The organism is Micromonospora sp. NPDC049171, from assembly GCF_040648275.1.
In the GTDB taxonomy this organism is placed as follows: Bacteria; Actinomycetota; Actinomycetes; order Mycobacteriales; family Micromonosporaceae; genus Micromonospora.
This window is the reverse complement of sequence record NZ_JBEZDJ010000010.1, coordinates 81,759-97,950: the sequence shown is the minus strand read 5'-3', so window position 1 is coordinate 97,950 and position 16,192 is coordinate 81,759. Positions and strand designations below refer to the sequence as shown.

The following is a 16,192-nucleotide window of genomic DNA, read 5'->3' as shown; positions in this document are numbered from 1 at the left end:
CCCCGACCTTCTAAGAACGGAACTGCCCACGGGGGAGTTCACGACCGGGGACGTCTGTGCTGTCACGAAACCGACCGTCGCTCAGTGCGCGCCGGTGAGCGTCGGCTGACTCGGCTGTTCGTCGGGCGTGGTCCCCGCCGGCCAGTCCGCGTCCAACCCATCGTCCTCGCCTCCGGTCTCCGTGTCGGCCCGCCGTACGCTGCGGCGCAGGCGAATCACGAGCAGCGCGCTGAGCACGAGCCCCGCCAGCACGGTCAGCAGGAACGCGACCCGGATGCCGTCGCCCCCGGTGCTCTGACCGGAACGCCGACCGGTGGACACCTGCGTCGCCTCCTCGGGCAGCTCCCGGGTCACCGCGGCCTCCGGATTGATCATGCCACCGCCGTACCGGGCATCCGGCTGCGCGTCACCCATCTTGTCGGCCGTGGCCAGAACCCGGTGGGCGACCTGCGCGGCCGACAGGTCGGGGTGGGCGGCACGCACCAGGGCGACCTCGCCGGCGACCAGAGCGACCGCGTACTGCGTGCCGCTGCCGACGAACTGCTGCGTGCCGTTGATGCCGATGCTGGAGACGTTGACCCCCGGCGCCACCACGTCGACCAGGTCCGCGGCGTACTCCTCCAGGAGCTTGCCGTCCACGCCGACACCGGCGACGCTGATCAACTCCGCCGGCGGGGCGGTGGCGCCCGGACCGGCCGGAGCGCCGGCCACCACGACGATGTTGCGGCTGAGCGCCGCCTCGATGGCCCGCAGCACGCCCTCGGCGGTGGCATCCACGTACGAGCCGAGCGCGATCACCGTCGCCCCGGCGGAGACCGCCACCTCGATCGCCGTCGCCTGGGCGACCGCGTCCGCGGACGGCACGTCGGTGACCACCCGCACCGGCATGACGACCGACTCCGGGGCGACACCCGCGAACGCGTCCCCGTCCACCGGCTGCGCGGCCACCAGGCCCGCCATCGCCGTACCGGTGCCCAGGCAGTCGCTGTCCCCGCGGCCGTCTCCGGTCACGATGTTGGCCCCGACCGACACCCGGCCGGCGAGTTGGGCCGCTCGACCGTCGACGCCGGAATCGACGATCGCGACGAGCTGCCCGACGCCTCGGGTGTGCGGCCAGGCCAGGTCGGCGCCCAGCCGCACGCTGGCCCAGTTCGACGGTGCGCTGGCGGCGGTCGCCGTGACGCATTTGCCCGGCGGTGCGGGTGGTGGCGGCGCGGACGGTAGCTGCGCCGGGCCCGGTGTCGGGGTGGGGATCGGCGGCGTTCCGCCGAGGGGGGAGGCCGGAGCCGACGGCCGGCCCGGAACAGCGGGTACGCCGGGAACGCCTGGTGCCTGCGGCGTGGACGCCTGCGGCGGGACGCCCGGAGCACTCGCGGCTGGTGCGGCGGCGGGAGCGGTGCTGGGCAACACGCCGTGCTGGAGACCCGCCCCGACCGCGTCCCAGGGCACGACCAGGTACCAACCGGCATGGAGGGTGTTCGGGTCGGTGAGCGCGCCGCCGTCCGGCTGCCGTCGTGCCGTGTTCAGGTTGAAGATCTCGGTGGAGCGCGACGAGTTGCCCAACAGCCGGCCGGCGATCTCACCGAGGTTCTCCGGCTTGCCCTGGTAGGCCGAGGTGACGGTGTAGTAGAGGACGTACTCGTCGACCGCGGCCCGCGCCGGCGCGGCGGGTGCGCCGGCGACGAGCACGACCGCCGCGACGATCGCCCCCACCCAGCCCCGCACGCCGCGTGGATCCGTGCCCCGCCTCCGTGTCATCTGCTGAGCACCCAGCGCTGGTCGACGGCGTAGCTCTGCCGACCCCATTGGGTGATCGGGGTGCCGTTCTTGCCGCAGCAGTCGTCGCCGAGGATGTCGACCGCCTTGCCGGAGTTGCGGTTGATGAGGGTGACCCACGTGCCGCCGTCGATGAACGACCACTGCTGGCTGGGGTTGTCGAACGCCGGGTCGACCTGCACCACCTCGGCGGCGTCCTTGATCGAGCCGCCGCGGATGCCGAGCGCCTTGTTGTTGAACGCGTTCGTGATCACGACGTACCTCGGATCGGCGGCCTTGGCGATGTGCCAGTACTGGTCCTTCTGGTGCAGGTTGTCATTGAGCTGGATGGTCGTCCCGCCGGCGGTGACGTTGTCCTTCCCCGGCACCTCCATGACCCGGCCGCTCAGGACGTTGGTGAACTGGTAGGAGACAGCCGGGTCCCATTTCGCCGGCAGGGCGGTGGCCGGCGGCGGGGGCACGGGCGACGGAGTCGCGGCGGGCGTGGGTGGCGCAGCCGGTTTCGTCGGCGCGGGGGTGGGCACCGCCGAGGGCGACGACGACGGCGGCGCGGACGGCGATGCCGAGGGCGACGGCGGCGGGGCCGGGCGACTCACCGACGGTGACGGGAACGCGCTGGCCAGTCGGCTGTCCGAGGTGTACGCGTTGAGGTAGAGGTCGACCGTGTCGACGAGCTGCGGAACGGCGGCGCCACGCGGCACTCCGCCCTTGGCCCGCACCGCCGTGACCCCCCACTGGTACGCCGCGAGCGCCAGCGAGTAGGGGTCGGTCTCCTCCCCCGACTGGCGCAGGTTCATTCCGGAGAGCTGGTTGCGCAGGTCGCACATCGCGGTGGCGAGGGTGGGGATGGCCACCTGCGGGTCCCAGACCGATGCGCTGTCGGACGGCTTGTACTCCTCCCACAGCGATGGCGTGAACTGGGCGATGCCCTGGCCGCCGCCGCTGCCCTTCAGGTTCGGATTGAAGGCGGAGAGCGACCTCAGCTGCGCGGCGATCCGGGCAGCGGACACGGTCGACGGGCAGACCTGACCGGCCTTGACTACCGCGTCGACGTACTCCTCGGGTATGCCCACCTTGTCCGCGGCCGGAGTGGCGGACGGCCGTGCCGGCTTCGTCGCGCCCGAGAACTGCGGCTGCTTGGCGTACCAGTTGGCGTACCCGGCCACCGTGTCGACGTACTCCTGGGCGGACGTCGGCACCCCCTTGGCCTTGACCACCGCGTCCAGACCGACCTTGTCGGCCGCGACGGCCGCCTTCCAGAGGTCGCCGCCGGCGCCGCCGGCCCGGACCTGGCCGATCGCCTCGCAGGTACGGTGCGCCAGCGCGAGCACGTTGGCGCGGACGTCGGCGCGCTGGGCCTGCTGCCACGGCGCCCACGTCTGCCAGGCCCGGGAGTCCAGTCCGGCGATGCCCTCGCCGGACTCGGACACGGCCGTCGCCTTGAACCCCGAGGCGGCCATCAGTTGTGCGGCGAGTCGCGGCCCGGTCAGCGCCGGGCAGGAGGTGGCGCCGACGACGATTGCCGGCAGCACGTCGGCGGGGACCGGTTCACCCTCGACTGTGGTCTCGGCCAACGCCGGCCCGACCTGGAGGCCGGCCGCCACGACGCAGACGACGGCCGCGGTGAAGGCGACCCCGGCCTCGATCCGCTGACGGGTCGTCCGCAGTGAGCCCCATGCGCGCCGGCCCGAGGTGTGCAGGTTGGCCAGGCGTCCGATCACCGATCTCAGTGTCACGGTTGCTTCCCTCTCCGACGGGTGTGCGCTGTGAACGAGCCGCGCGACCGGCTGGTTCACGGTTGGGCGGGCCAACTTCGGAACTTCTGCCGGCGGGCGACTCAGATGCTGAACCCCCGCCCGGCGAGGTCCTCGCGCAGTGCCCGCAGCGCGTAGAAGGTCCGTGACTTGACCGTCCCCTCGGGGATCGAGAGGTTGCGCGCGGCCTCGGCGACCGTGTGTTCCTGAAAGTAGATCTCGATCAGCGCGCTGCGCAGGCGCTCCGGCAACCTGGCCACGGCGTCACGCACCTCGCGGCCGTTGAGCAGGCGGTCGATGTCGTCCACGGCGGCGTGCCGCTCCTCGATGCGCTCGTCAAGCTGCTCGGACGGCCTGCCCCGGGCCGCCCTCAGGTGGTCGATGGCGATGCGTCGGGCGACGGTGAACAGCCAGCCCCGGCTCCACTGACCGTCGGTCGTCCGTGCCTCCGGATGGTGCCAGGCACGCACCAGCGTCTCCTGGACGATGTCCTCGGCGAGGCCACGATTACCCATCGTCAGACGCAGCAGGTAGTTGAGCAGGATCGGCCCATGTGTCTCGTAGGCGAGCCGCAGCGCGTCGTCGTAGGTTGGCTCTGGCGACGACGCACCCGAGAGCATGTTCCCCGCGGCCTGGTTCATGGCAGCGATAACGAGTGCATCGGTACCCGCGTTCAGTGTTCGTGGGGGTTTTCCCGAGGAATCTTGGCAGATCCTCGCGGGCCGGCTCGGCGTCGGAACCCCATTGGGTACGCTGACCTGCCGAAACATCGAAACGGACGGCGCGACCCGGTGCGGTCGCGATGGGACGGATCGCGCGTCGGCTCGACTCACGTCGGACCCGGCCCCCCGTCCGGTCGCGGCGACCCCTTGACCACGTCGGCCGTCACCAGAACCCCGCCGTCGACCTGACGGACGCTGAGCTGACTCAGGTCGTCCACCGACACCGCGACGTCACCGGCGTAGCCGCCGCGGCCCGGGTTGCCGTTCAGCCGACCGAGCAGCAACTCCTCGCCCGCTGTGGTGAGTGCCCACAGCTGGTACGACGCGTCCGGCGCCAGACCGTCGGTCGAGACCCGCAGGTTGACCTGACCGTCGTCGTCGTAGAGAACCGCGGAGAACTCCACGCCGCTGACGCCGTCGTCGGTGGTCGCCACCGCCACGACCGGGCCGGGCGAGTCAGTCGCGTTCCACGGCTCGATGAGCAGTGTCGTGCTGAGCGCGACGGCGAGCAGGCCGGTCAAGCCCACCACGCCACCGATGCGCCGACTGCGTGACCTGGGGCGGCGGTGCGAGTGCGGGCCACGGGACAACGGGCCCGTCGCGGGTCGTGGGGGCAGGAAACCCTCACCGGGTCCGGCGCGGTACCGGTCGGCCACACCAGGCGGGTGGGCCCGGGTCACCGGACGGACGTCGTCAGGGACACCGAGACGGGGCACCGCGCGGGTCTCGCGCAGGATCACGACCGGAGCCTCGGTGCGGGCGGGCAGGTCCCGCGCCAGGGCGGCGCCGGGTGCGCCGAAAAGATGATCACCTTGCGGGGTACGGTCCGGCTCGGCCGGACCCGCCCCGAAATCGGCGATCAAGCGTCGTACGTGTGCGGCGCTGAGCAGGCCAAGAGTGTCAACGGTGTGGTCGATCTCCTCCCGCTCGGCCCGGCAGCTCGCGCAGTGGTCCAGGTGACTGGCGACGTCGCGTCTCTCCACCTCGGACAGCAGACCGAGCACGAGCATGCAGACACTTGTCCGCATCGTCGCGTCGGCGCAGGTGGACGTGAGCATGGGAGGTCATTCCCCGCGGGGGGCGGCGGCAGCGGCCATCAGTCGCCACCCGCTGCCGATCCCCCGCGCCCGGCGGAAAGGCCGGACGTGCGCTCGGACCACCTGGTGCCGACAAGGTCCGGTAGGGTGATCCGCACCGCGTCGCTGATGATGCCCAGCACGCCGGTCGGGCCGAGCAGACCGTCCGTCGCGATGGTCCACTCCTCCGCCGGATCGAGGTAGTCGTGGCTGTCGGCCCACCGCGCCCGTGTCGGCTCCAACTGCTCGCGCAGCCTCGCGAGCCGCCTGGCGACATCGGTGGCCAGCGCGTTGATGGCCGGCCCCGGGTCGGCCGGGTCGCCCGCGCCGTCGGGGACCGGTGCCCACTCGGTGCCGCTCATCGGGACCCACCGGCGGCGAGCGCCAGATCGACCGGCCGGAGGTCGACCTCCGTCTGCAGGTCACCGGCGATGTCCTGGAGCGCGTCGTCGAGCATCCGGGCGTAGATGTCGTACCCGGTCAGCAGCGCGTCGCGACGGGAGGCGGACATCCGCAGGCGTGCCGGGTCGAGGCTCGCCAGGTGGGCGCGGAGCCGGTCGAGTTGCGTACTGATGCCGGCCGCGGCGTCGCGGCACGCGTCGGCGATATTGCCCTGGCCCTGCGGATACGGTGTAATTCCCCTCATAACGCCTCCGATCTCGGGAGAACATCCTGAGAACGATGGGTGGCACGCCCCGGTTCACCATTCCTCCGACGATCCTTGGATCGCGGCAGCACCCGACGACCCCGGCGAAGGACGATGCCACGATGAGACGACGGCTCGCGATGCTCGGCCTCTGCCTGCTCATGCTGGGCGTCAGCACACAGGTGATCGCTCCGGCGGCCGTCGCCGCACCCACCTCGGCGCTGCGCGCTCCGGGCGAGACCGGCAAGTACTACGTCGTCGGGCCTCCGGTCGACGGCCAACGGGAATATCTCTTCGCGATCGCGGCGAAGACACTGGGCAACGGCAATCGGTCCCCGGAGATCTTCGCGCTCAACGAGGGGCGACTCCAACCCGACGGCCGTCGGCTGACCGACGCGACAAGCCTGCAGCCCGGCTGGATCCTCGTCCTGCCCCGGGACGCGACGGGCCCCGGCGTCCAGATCGGCGCGCTTCCGGCACCGACGCCAGCACCAACAGCGGTGTCACCGTCCCCGCCGTCGACCGCGTCCACGGCATCCGCCGACCCGCCGGCACCGTCCACTGTCACCCTGCCGCACCTGTCCGTCCTGTGGTCCGCGACCGGACTGCGGGTGGCGTTGATCGCGCTCGCCGTGCTCCTGCTGCTCTGGGCACACGTGGCCCTCCGCGCACGGCATCGACCCGCCCGTGGCGGTGCGGCGCCGGCCAGCAGCCCGGTCCCGCCCGTCCCGACGACGACTCCCCCGGATCCACGGCCCGCACCGGTGACCGCGCCACCAGCGGAGCAACCACCTCCCCCGGCGCCCGCGAAACCAACCCTCGTGCTGCCACCCCCGGTCGCGGCCGAGCCACCCACACGGCCGCTCGTGGCGGTCACCACCAAGCCACCCGTCCAACCACCCGCGTGGGTCGCGGCCGAGACACCCGCCCAACCACCCGCGGCAGTCACGATCGGGACACCCGCCCAACCGCCCGTGGCGGTCCCGTTGCCGCGAGCCGTGGATCGCACCCCGGCCCGGGCGGTGCCCGACGTCCGGGCGGCCGGGCTTCTTCCGCTGGCCCGTCCCAACCCGTTCGCCACCCTGCTCACGGATCTGACCTGCGGCCCGGACCGGGCGACCGTGCGGCTGGTCGGCGCACGGCCGGCTCGCTGGGGATCGCCCTACGGGTGGCTGACCGACGGGCAGCGACCTCCACCGTCGAGTGCGCCTCTCGTGCTGGGCGACCGGGACGGCCATCGACTGTGGATCGACCTCGCGCTGGCCCCCGACGTGCTCACCATCGGCGGTGACCTGGCCGCCTGCCGCCGGCATGCGCTGGCCCTGCTGGACCAGTTCGACGCCGACACGGACGTGGTGCTGGTCGGCGACGTGCTCGGCGACGCGGCACCCGAGGGTTGCCGCCGGGTCGACGCCGTTGCCGAGGTGGCAGCCGAGGAACCGTCGACGAGGGTACGGGTGGTGGTGTGCGCGGGCCCCGATGCCGTGGCACGGTGGGGTCCCTTCCGCGCGCTGTCGCACAGCCCCCACCGAACCGTACCGATTGTCGTCGGCGCGGGACCCGCGGCACGGTGGTCGATGCGGCTGGACCCACCGGTCGCGGCCCAGACCGCACGGTGAGCTGGCCCAGCGTCGGGCGTACGCCCAGAATGGACGCCTCTCGGCCGGTGCCGGCCCGAGGCGGGACACAGAGCGAGGACTACGTTGCGACCCAGCCGACAGCGCACGCTCGGGGCAGGACCGGAGCAGGTTGCCCCGGTGGATCTGCCGCTATCCGTCGACGGCCTGTGCGACCTCGTGCTGGTTCGCACCGGGGACGGCGGGTTGGCCCGGCCGGCGGATGACGGCACGGCACTGACCGCGGACGAGATTGCCGAGTGCGCGCGGGCGCTCGGAATCGAGGGGGGGCGGGACGTTCGCGTCCTCGTCGACGACGGGGCCCATGACGCGGCCCTGTTCGGGCGGGTCGCCACCGCACTGGGCTGCGACGTCCTGGTCACGCCCGCCGGAGCGAGCGTGCGGCGCCGGACCGGCCCGGGCCTCGCCGGCCCTGCCGAGGCGGTCCCGGTCGACCGGGCGAGCGGGGCGGTGGTCGACTGGGTCCTGGTGCAGCCCACCGCACTCCAGACCACCCGGCCGGGATGGTTCGACCTGGCCGGTGGCCTGGTGCTGCCGAGGACGGGGCTGGCGACACTGCCGCTGGCGGGCGGCCTGGAGTTCGCCAACCGCGAGGACTTCGTCGTACGCCGGGCCGCGGCCGCCCGGCTCGGCGTCGGTCATCCGGACCTGGTGACGGTGGCCCTCGCGACTCGCGCCGGCCAGTTCCGGCTCTCGACGTACCGGCAGGACGCCGCCGGGGAGAGACCGGGCCGGTACTCCGGGCAGGACGTGGCCGCGGCCCTCTCCGCGACGTTCCTGTACGGCGGTGACCTGCGCCTCTGGTTGCGCTGGCCGGACGACACCGCACAGTGCGCGCGCCTCGACGCCGAGGTGACGGCCCTGGCCGAGGCGACCGGCGCGACGGTGTGGACCCCGGAGGTCGGCGGCGAGGCGGTGCTGCTGCGCGGCTGCCTGGACCTGGCCGCCCGGGACCGGTCCGGCGCGATCACCCGCTGGCGGGAATACCGCCCCCCACACGCACCGGGCGCCCCTCGCTTCGCGACCGATCGTGACGGACGGCTCGTGCCCGGTGGCGGGCCCACGGTCGTTGCCGCCGGCGGGGTGGCGCTGATCAGCTCGGAACGGCCGTCGGAGGTCACGTTCCTCGAACGGTACGCCGACCTGTCGGCCGAGCCGGGCATGACGCTCGTCGACCTGACCATTCTCGACGGAGGGCGTCTCGCTCTGCGCTACGCAGATGGCAGCCACCTCGCGGTGGGCGCGGTCGAGCTGCGGGCACTGTTGACGAACGCCGGGTGGCAGGGTGCCGACCTCCAACTGCTGACCCCGGTGGCCGACGAGTGGACCGAGGGCCTGCGGGAGCACCTGAGCGTGCTGGAGTCGGACCTCGGCGTCGAGATCTGGTCGCTGGCCCCCGGCGCGGTCGTCGTGGTCCGCGACGGCCTGGCCCGGGCCGTCGACGAACAGCGACGCCCGGCGCGCTGGTTGCGGGCCGCCGATGCGGATCTGCGGGCCGAGAGCGGTCGGTGGCGCAACGACGATGGTTGGCTGATCCCGCGTCGGCGGGGCGCGGATGAGCCGAGGACGCCTGCGCCGGGGCCATCGCCCGCCGAGCCGGCGGCCGGGCCATCGCCCGCCGAGCCGGTCGCAGCCGAGCGGTCGCCCGGCGAACCGGCAGCCGAGCGGTCGCCCGCCGCACCGGCGGCAGCCGCGCCGCCGCCCGAGCGGGTGTTGCCGGCACCGGGCCCGCGCCCCGCACTGACCGTTCCCGCACCCGGCAGCCGGCCACACGGTCTGCGGTGGTTGCCGGACCGCCCCGAGGTGAACGCCGACCCCGTGCGGGTCTGGCTGGCCAGCCCGTGGTCGCCGCAGCGGGTCGCGGTCGAGGGTGTGCCGTCGGCCGACCTGTTCCTCGTCGGCGACCTCGACGGCGAGCGGGTCGCCCGTGCCCACCCGTACCAGCATCTGCTGTGCCTGCGGGTCGAGGCCGGCGGCCTGGTGGACCTGGACCGGGTCGGTGACCTACCGGTGGACCTGGGCCACCGTGTTGCCGCGGCGGCGGGCAGGTTCCTGCTGCCGGCGGGCTGGCTCGACCAGGCGCGGCTACAGGCGGGCTACGACATCGACGACGCCGGGCGGCCACAGGAGGAGACCGAGCTACCCGGACATGACGTCGTGCTGCGCTGCACCGGGGCGCGACACGGCACGGACGGTCTCCCGGACGATGTGGTGCGCTGGCCCGCAGGCGGGCGGAGGGCCGGCGGCTGGGCGCTGATCCCGGCCGCCGGGGACGAGCCGACTGACGACTTCCTGCCGCTGCACCAGGGCCGACCGCCGGTGCGCGACGGATACCTGTTGGTGCGTCTTCGGGTGGCGGCGGGCCGGGCGATCGACGCGCGAGCCAGCGCCGCCGCGCTGGCCGCCCACACCTCGATCCGCTCGCGCCTGCCCGAGTTGGTGGCCGACGGTGTGACGCTGCTGTTGCCGCCGGGGTCCTACGACGACACCCGGGTGGAGCAGGTGCTGCACACCGACGGAGGTCGCTGGCGGCAGCGGGCGAAAGGAGTCGACCTGGCTCTGCCGAACCTCCTCGAGCATCGGTCCGCACCGGACCTGTGGCGTCCTCAGCCGATGCGATAGTCGCCGAGCAGCACGGCCGTGGCCAACTCCACCCGGGACCGGTAGCCGGTGCGGTTGAACAGTCGGGTGAGCCGGCCCTCGATGCTCTTCGCGCTGTTCTGCGTGGCGGCGGCCAACTGGCGGTTCGACAGTCCCTCCGCGACCAGGGCGGCGAGTAACCGTTCGCCCTCGGCAAGGGTCTGCGCCCGTCCCGGCACCGTGATCCCATGGTCGCGCATCGCCTGGCGGACCCGGGACCGGTGCAGGATCGCGCCCAGGTCGCCGAGGATCTCGTACGCCTCACCCAACAGCTCGACGCTCCGACCGGTCCAGCGGACCACCCGCTCGATCGCCCTGGCCACCTCGTGGGGCTGACCGACGACCCGGGCCAGTGCCACCAGGTCACCGGCCCGCACCCGGTCCGGTCGAACGATCAGTTGGGCGGTGGCGACCCGCAGCGCGCCGATGGCGGTGGTCTGGTCCGCCGCCGCCACGGCGGACGCGGCGGCGGTGCGGGCCGCTTCGCCGTCACCGCGTTCGGTCGCGAGTTCCGCGGCCACCAGCCAGAGTTCGTCCAGGCCGACGACCAGCCCGTGCCGGGTGGCGGCGGCCAGGGCGTCGCCGACGACGCGTTCGGCGGCCGGCGCGTCGCCGAGGATCCACTCCGCCTCGGCCGCCACGGGTGCCAGCAGGTACGGCAGCGGGGCGGCGTCGGTGCGGGCGGCGTCGAGCAGCGCTCGGGCCCGCACCGGCCAACCACGGGCGAGCAGTATCTCGGCTGCCGCCCGATGCACGGTGCTGTGTGCCACCGGACGGGTCACGGGGAGATCGGCTGCGATACCGAGCAGCGCGGCGTCCTTCGCGGCATCCCACCGGCCCGCACGCCAGTGGACCAGGCACCGCTCGGGCGCCGGCAGATCGGCCACCGTCAGACCGCCCTCCGTCAGCTCACGATCCGCCCGGTCCAGCGCACCGACGACCGCCGCCAGGCTGACCCGCGCGACGGTGTCCGCGAAACGGCGGCGGGCGGCGCCCCGAACCGACCCACCGAGGCCGTCACCGGCCGAAACGCCGGCCACCGGGGCTCCGCCGGCCGAGCCGTCACCAGCCAGAGCATCGGCCACCGGGACGCCGCCGGCCGAAGCCTCGGCCACCGGGTCTCCGCCGGTGCCGGCGGTGATCGGCGTGCCGATCAGCAGTTCGCTGTCGGAGCGGGTCGAGTCGGACGGCAGCAGGCTCGCGGCCTCGGCCCAGCGGTCCAGGAAGCAGAGCGCCGCGGCCCGGGTCGTCCGGGTCGGCACCCGACCGCCGGGCAGCCAGGGTTCGCCGGCCGCGACGGCCTGCACGTCAGGCGCCGCACGCGCGCCACGCGCGCTGGCGAGGGCGAGCAGTTCGGCCTCCTGCCGGGCGGCGTCGGGCAGGGTGTCGGCGTACTCGCCGAGCAGGTGGCGCACCTGCGCCTGGGCGACGGCGTACCGGCCGATGCCGAACTCGGCGACGGTTCGGGCCAGCAGGGCCTCGGCACGGTCCGCGGGATCGCCGCTGAGGTCGGCCGCGCCGCCCCACCAGCGTGCCGCCGCGGCGGGCGCGCGTACCGCCGCAATGTCCGCGTGCCGGCGCAGCAGCGCCGCCGCCGGCTCGGCGTCGACCAGGCCACCGGCGGCGGCGACCTGATCCGGCAGGTACGCCGGATCCGCGCACCGGACGGTGCCCGACCAGAGCGCCTCGACCGCCACCTGCGCGAGCCGGCGTCGTTCGTAGGGGCCGAGACCCGCGCGCAGGGCCAGTGCCAACGCGGGCACCCGGATCCGCCAGCCGCGCCGATCCTCCCGAACGAAACCCTCCGCGCGCAGGGCATCCAGGTGCCGGTGTGCCTGCTCCGGTGTGGTGTCGAGCGCCCGCCCGATCAGCCCGGGGACGGCCGCGCCCAACGGTTCGAGCACCGCCAGGGCACGGGCGACCGTGTGGGTGGCCGGGCCCAGCTGGCGTACCGGCCGGGTGAGGTCGTGCTCGGCGGGGATCCGGGGTGTGCTTGTCGGATCGGTCAGGTAGGCGCGGCGCTCGACGATCCGCAGGGCCGCCGAGGCGCGGTAACCCTCGACGACGGCGAGCACCGCGGCGGGCACACCCCGGCCGAGTCGGTGTAGCTGCGTCGAGAGGGAGTCGTGTGGCGTTGCCTGCAACGCCTGGCGGGCGAGCGCGTCGACGTCGGCACGGGACAGCGGCCGCAGCCGCTCGATCCGCACGAGCCCGCTCTGGCGCAGGCGGTCGAAGGCGGCTGACTGGTCCGGATCGGCACCGACGGCGTCGGAGCGCAGGGTGGCGACGCACCGTACGGGCACCGGGTACTCCTCGTGCAACACGTTCCGCAGGGCCTCGACGGACTCCGCGTCGGCCCACTGGGCGTCGTCGACGAGGAGCACCAGGCCGGGGTGTCGCCGCAGGACGCGGGAGAGTGCGTGCGCTGGCGGCTCGCCGGTGCGGGCGTGGCCACGACCGGCGGCCAACCGGGTGGGGGTCGGGATGAGCGCGGCGAGGATCCGCCCGGCGAGGTACCCCGCGTCGTGCCGACACTCCGGCGCCAACCGCAGGTCGAGAACGGGCCTGCCGGCCTGCGTGGCGGCGTTGCGCAGCGTGCGCAGGGCATGGGTGCGACCGATGCCGGCCGGACCGGTGAGCACGGTCAGGGTGGGCCCGTCGAGGTCGACCGGGAGATTCACCGCGACGCTCTCGACGCCGGACCGAGGATGTCCGTGGTGAGGCTCACCGCGGCCAGTTCGACACGCGAGCGGCAGCCGGTGCGCGCGAAGAGCCGGGTCAGGTGGTTTTCGACGGTCTTCTCGCTGATCCGCACCTGCGCCGCGATCTGCCGATTGGTCCGTCCGTGACCGATCAACTCGATGATGTGCGTCTCCACCGGGCTGAACCCCGTCCGGGGCGTACGGGTGCGGGGCTGGCGAACGTCGCGCTCCCGCATCGCGGCGGCGACGGCGGACCGCAGCCAACCAGAGGTCATCGTCTTCGCCACCGCCTGTGCCTCGACGAGCCACGGCCGAGGGTCCTCGGCGACCCGGCCGAGCGCCAGACAGGCGTACGCGAGGGCGAGGCGGTTCCCACCGGCACGGACGAGATCGACACCGCGTTCGGCGGCGCTCGCGTCACCCCGGCACAGCGCCTGGACCAGCAGCGTCGTCTGCCTGCTGAGCCGACGCCGAGGCTCGGTCGCGTCGGCGTCGACCGCCGCCGTCAACCAGGCCATCTGCTCGCCGAGACCGAACCGTGCCGCGAGGCCCGCCGCGCGTACCAGGAGGTGCTCGACGCCGATGCGGCTGCCGTGGTGCCGGTGGCTCTCGTACGCCCGCCGCCCGTCACCCAACCGCCGGGCCGCCTCCTGCGCCGTCTGGGCCTCCCCGGCCGGCCCGTTCGCGGCCCACCACCGAAGTGCCGCGTACGGCGGCTCCGCCGGGACCGAGCGCAGCCAGGAGGGCGCCTCCGTGGCTCGACCCAGCAGGCCGAGCGCCTCGGCCGCCCAGAGCCGGGCGAGACAGCGCGGCAGGGGCGCCTCGGCGCCGGTCAGGTCCAGCTCGCGGGCGGCCGAGAGCAGGCCGGAGAGGTCGCCGCCGGCCTGGCAGGTGTGCAGCCGGTGGTACGCGGACAGCAGCCCGTCCTTCGGCACGCCGTAGCGGTGCGGACCCAGGACCAGCCCCAGGAGTGCGGCCAGGTCCCCCGTCTCACCGGCCAGCAGCAACTCCTCAGTCGCCGGGCCGGCATCCGCCAGGCCGGGGCCGACGGCGTCGGCCAGGACGCCGAGTTCCGCCGGGTGCAGCAGCGATCCGGTGTCCGCGTGGGCTGCCGGCGGCATCGGCGCGGCGGGCGGTACGCCGGTGCGCCACCAGTCGGCGAAGGCCACGGTTGCCGAGGCCACCGGTGCTCCCCGCAGAGCGGACCGGATGGTGGCGGACACCGGCACTCCGGTGTGCACGGCGACGAGTGCGGCGGCGGCCGCGAGGTCCGCGGCGTGCCGGGACGACGCGCCGTGGCCTCGCTGGATGGCCGTGTCCACCACCTCGCCGAGGCGGACGACCTGGCCGGTGCGCACCAGCAGCCGCAGCAGCCGGGCGAGGATGTCGTCGCCGGCCCGCCCGCCGCCGGAGTGCCAGAGCGCGGCGCGCAGCCAGTGTGCCGCCCGGTCCGGCGCACGGTCGGTGTTCTCGTCGGCCGTGGCGGCGAGGGTCACCGCCGTACGCCTGTCGAACGGCAGGGCGACGCCCGCCGAGGTGACCTGGTCGGCCAGGGCCGCCCCGTCCGCCGGCCGGCCGGACGCGGCCCGGCGGAACATCGCCGCGGCGCAGGCGCGGTGCAGGCGGGCCACCGCGTCCGGGCCGGCATCGGTGATCAGGCGGGCGGTGAGCGCCGGGCTCTGCGGGAGGATCCCGCCCTGCGGCCCGGCGACGAGCAGGCCGTCGTCGATCAGTTCGTCGATCATCCAGCCGTAGTCGGACAGCCGGCCGCGGGTGGCGTCGGCGAACAGCGGCAGGTCGTCGATGCCGAACCGGGTGACGGCGGCCATGGTGGCCAGCCGGACGGCGACCGGGCCGCGCGCCCGCAGCGCGGCGAGCAGGCTGTGGTCCGTCGGCAGCGCGATCGGGGCGTGCGGGTCCAGCAGGCACAGGTGCCCCCGCACGACCGCGAGTCGCCCGGCCCGGGTCAACTCGTGTGCGATCTCCAGCACCGTGCCGGGGTGCCCGGCCAGCGGCCCGAGCGCGGTGGACAGGGCTGCGGGCACCGCGTCGTCGAGCGGCACGGCGTACCGGCGGGCGAGCATCGCGCGTACGGCCTCGGCGCTCAACGGCGGCAGGTCCACCACGACGTCGGCGAGCGTGCCGAGTCGGCCGTCGCCGGGCGCTCCGGCGGCCACCACGAGGCAACCGGCGCGGACGGCGGCGGCCAGTGCCGGGGCCAACGCGGGACCGGCGTCGTCGGCGATCAGCACCGTCGGCGCCCGCCGGCCGATCAGGGCGAACGCGGCGGCGGCCTGCTGGGCCAACGCGATGCCACGTCCGGCGTGCTCGCCGGCGGGCTTGTCGCAGAGCGCACCGAGCGCGCTCAGTGGGCCGGCCAGCGGCGGGTCGGCCAGCAGCTCGTACTGGTCGCGAACGGCGTTCAGCAGCGCCGCGAAGCCGGCGGCGGTGTCGCCCGGTGCGGCAGGTGCCACCCGGAGCACCACCACCCCGGCGGTACGCCAGGCACCCGCGGCCGCGTCCAGCAGCGACGTCCGGCCGCTGCCCGCCGGACCCCGGACGAGTGCGAACCGGCCACCGGTCGCGGCGGCCGCACGGGCCGCGTCGAGGGCGTCCAACTGCGCCGCACGGCCCACGATCGTCCGCCGTCTCGGGATGGCTCCCGGCCGCACGGTGCGTGGTCGCGGCACCTCCGGCGCGGTCATCCGACCGCCGCCCCGACGCCGGGGCCGCCACGCCCACCCGCTGCCGCACCGACGGCGTCCTGCCGGATCACCAGGAAGATCTCACCGGCCACGGCCAGCGAACGTACGTAGGACTCCTCGTCCTCGGTCTCCAGCCAGATGATCCGCCCGCCCGCCTCGCGGGGGCGATCCGCGCCGGCCTCGGCGAAGTGCGCGTCGATCAGGACCAGCGGCACCGGGGCCGACCACCGCTGCGGGACCCTGCGGTTGGCGCGCTCGTTGAGCAGGACCTGCATCTCCTCCGAATCGCAGTCGAAGGAGTCGTAGGCGTCGAGCACCCGCCGCTGGATCCGCCGCAGGGACAGCTCGGCGTGCTCCGTGCGGACCGCCCGGCGCCTCCCCGCCGGCACGGCCTGGTATCCCGGGATCAGGTCGGCGAGCAGCACCGCCGGGTCGTCGGCGCTGACGCTGCGTTCCCCCGCGGCCCAGACCATCCGGTAGCGCCGCTCTTCGTTCCCGACCCGTGCCACGTGCTCGCCTCCATCCACGCCCGAC

At 74.4% G+C, this 16,192-nt stretch carries 11 protein-coding genes; 2 read left to right on the top strand and 9 right to left on the bottom strand.

What is annotated here, in order from left to right:
* Positions 1–81 precede the first annotated feature (81 nt).
* From AB0B14_RS14895 to AB0B14_RS14870, 6 genes are all read right to left on the bottom strand, one after another.
* On the bottom strand, positions 82–1,725 hold the full coding sequence (locus AB0B14_RS14895) for a S8 family serine peptidase (protein WP_357522733.1): 1,644 nt from the start codon (positions 1,723–1,725) through the stop codon (positions 82–84).
* A gap of 29 nt (positions 1,726–1,754) precedes the next feature.
* Complete coding sequence (locus tag AB0B14_RS14890) at positions 1,755–3,512, bottom strand: RICIN domain-containing protein (RefSeq protein WP_357522732.1); 1,758 nt, start codon at positions 3,510–3,512, stop codon at positions 1,755–1,757.
* A 101-nt stretch (positions 3,513–3,613) separates the two neighbouring features.
* Positions 3,614–4,171, bottom strand: a complete 558-nt coding sequence (locus AB0B14_RS14885) for a sigma-70 family RNA polymerase sigma factor (protein ID WP_357522731.1) — start codon at positions 4,169–4,171, stop codon at positions 3,614–3,616.
* 188 nt (positions 4,172–4,359) lie between these two features.
* The gene (locus AB0B14_RS14880; protein ID WP_357073419.1) at positions 4,360–5,310 is read right to left on the bottom strand and encodes a zf-HC2 domain-containing protein; all 951 of its coding nucleotides are present in this window, start codon (positions 5,308–5,310) and stop codon (positions 4,360–4,362) included.
* 38 nt (positions 5,311–5,348) lie between these two features.
* A complete protein-coding gene (locus AB0B14_RS14875; RefSeq protein WP_357073416.1) occupies positions 5,349–5,690 on the bottom strand; it encodes a hypothetical protein in 342 nt (113 codons plus the stop codon).
* Positions 5,687–5,974, bottom strand: coding sequence for a hypothetical protein (locus tag AB0B14_RS14870; protein ID WP_357073413.1), 288 nt, complete (start codon positions 5,972–5,974; stop codon positions 5,687–5,689). Before AB0B14_RS14870 ends, AB0B14_RS14875 begins: the two co-directional genes overlap by 4 nt.
* Before the next feature lie 122 nt (positions 5,975–6,096).
* Between AB0B14_RS14870 and AB0B14_RS14865 the strand changes: the two genes are divergently transcribed.
* Both AB0B14_RS14865 and AB0B14_RS14860 read left to right on the top strand, forming a co-directional pair.
* Entirely contained in the window at positions 6,097–7,593 is a 1,497-nt protein-coding gene (locus tag AB0B14_RS14865) for a hypothetical protein (RefSeq protein ID WP_357522730.1), read from the top strand.
* Positions 7,594–7,731: 138 nt separating this feature from the next.
* The gene (locus AB0B14_RS14860; RefSeq protein WP_357522729.1) at positions 7,732–10,233 is read left to right on the top strand and encodes a hypothetical protein; all 2,502 of its coding nucleotides are present in this window, start codon (positions 7,732–7,734) and stop codon (positions 10,231–10,233) included.
* Here the strand turns inward: AB0B14_RS14860 and AB0B14_RS14855 are convergent.
* The 3 genes from AB0B14_RS14855 to AB0B14_RS14845 all read right to left on the bottom strand — a co-directional run bounded on the left by AB0B14_RS14855 (position 10,218) and on the right by AB0B14_RS14845 (position 16,167).
* Positions 10,218–12,932 carry an AAA family ATPase gene (locus tag AB0B14_RS14855; RefSeq protein ID WP_357522728.1) on the bottom strand — a complete coding sequence of 905 codons (2,715 nt, stop codon included), beginning with the start codon at positions 12,930–12,932 and terminating at the stop codon, positions 10,218–10,220. The two genes, AB0B14_RS14860 and AB0B14_RS14855, sit on opposite strands and share 16 nt — an antisense overlap.
* On the bottom strand, positions 12,929–15,589 hold the full coding sequence (locus tag AB0B14_RS14850; RefSeq protein ID WP_357522727.1) for a helix-turn-helix transcriptional regulator: 2,661 nt from the start codon (positions 15,587–15,589) through the stop codon (positions 12,929–12,931). The genes AB0B14_RS14855 and AB0B14_RS14850 overlap by 4 nt, the downstream gene beginning before the upstream one ends.
* A 65-nt stretch (positions 15,590–15,654) precedes the next feature.
* A complete protein-coding gene (locus AB0B14_RS14845) occupies positions 15,655–16,167 on the bottom strand; it encodes a hypothetical protein (protein WP_357522726.1) in 513 nt (170 codons plus the stop codon).
* Positions 16,168–16,192: the final 25 nt, after the last annotated feature.

Coding starts and splice junctions, on each gene's coding strand:
- AB0B14_RS14885 (WP_357522731.1), bottom strand. CDS start 4,171: ATGAACCAGGCCGCGGGGAACATGCTCTCGGGTGCGTCGTCGCCAGAG.
- AB0B14_RS14880 (WP_357073419.1), bottom strand. CDS start 5,310: ATGCTCACGTCCACCTGCGCCGACGCGACGATGCGGACAAGTGTCTGC.
- AB0B14_RS14875 (WP_357073416.1), bottom strand. CDS start 5,690: ATGAGCGGCACCGAGTGGGCACCGGTCCCCGACGGCGCGGGCGACCCG.
- AB0B14_RS14870 (WP_357073413.1), bottom strand. CDS start 5,974: ATGAGGGGAATTACACCGTATCCGCAGGGCCAGGGCAATATCGCCGAC.
- AB0B14_RS14865 (WP_357522730.1), top strand. CDS start 6,097: ATGAGACGACGGCTCGCGATGCTCGGCCTCTGCCTGCTCATGCTGGGC.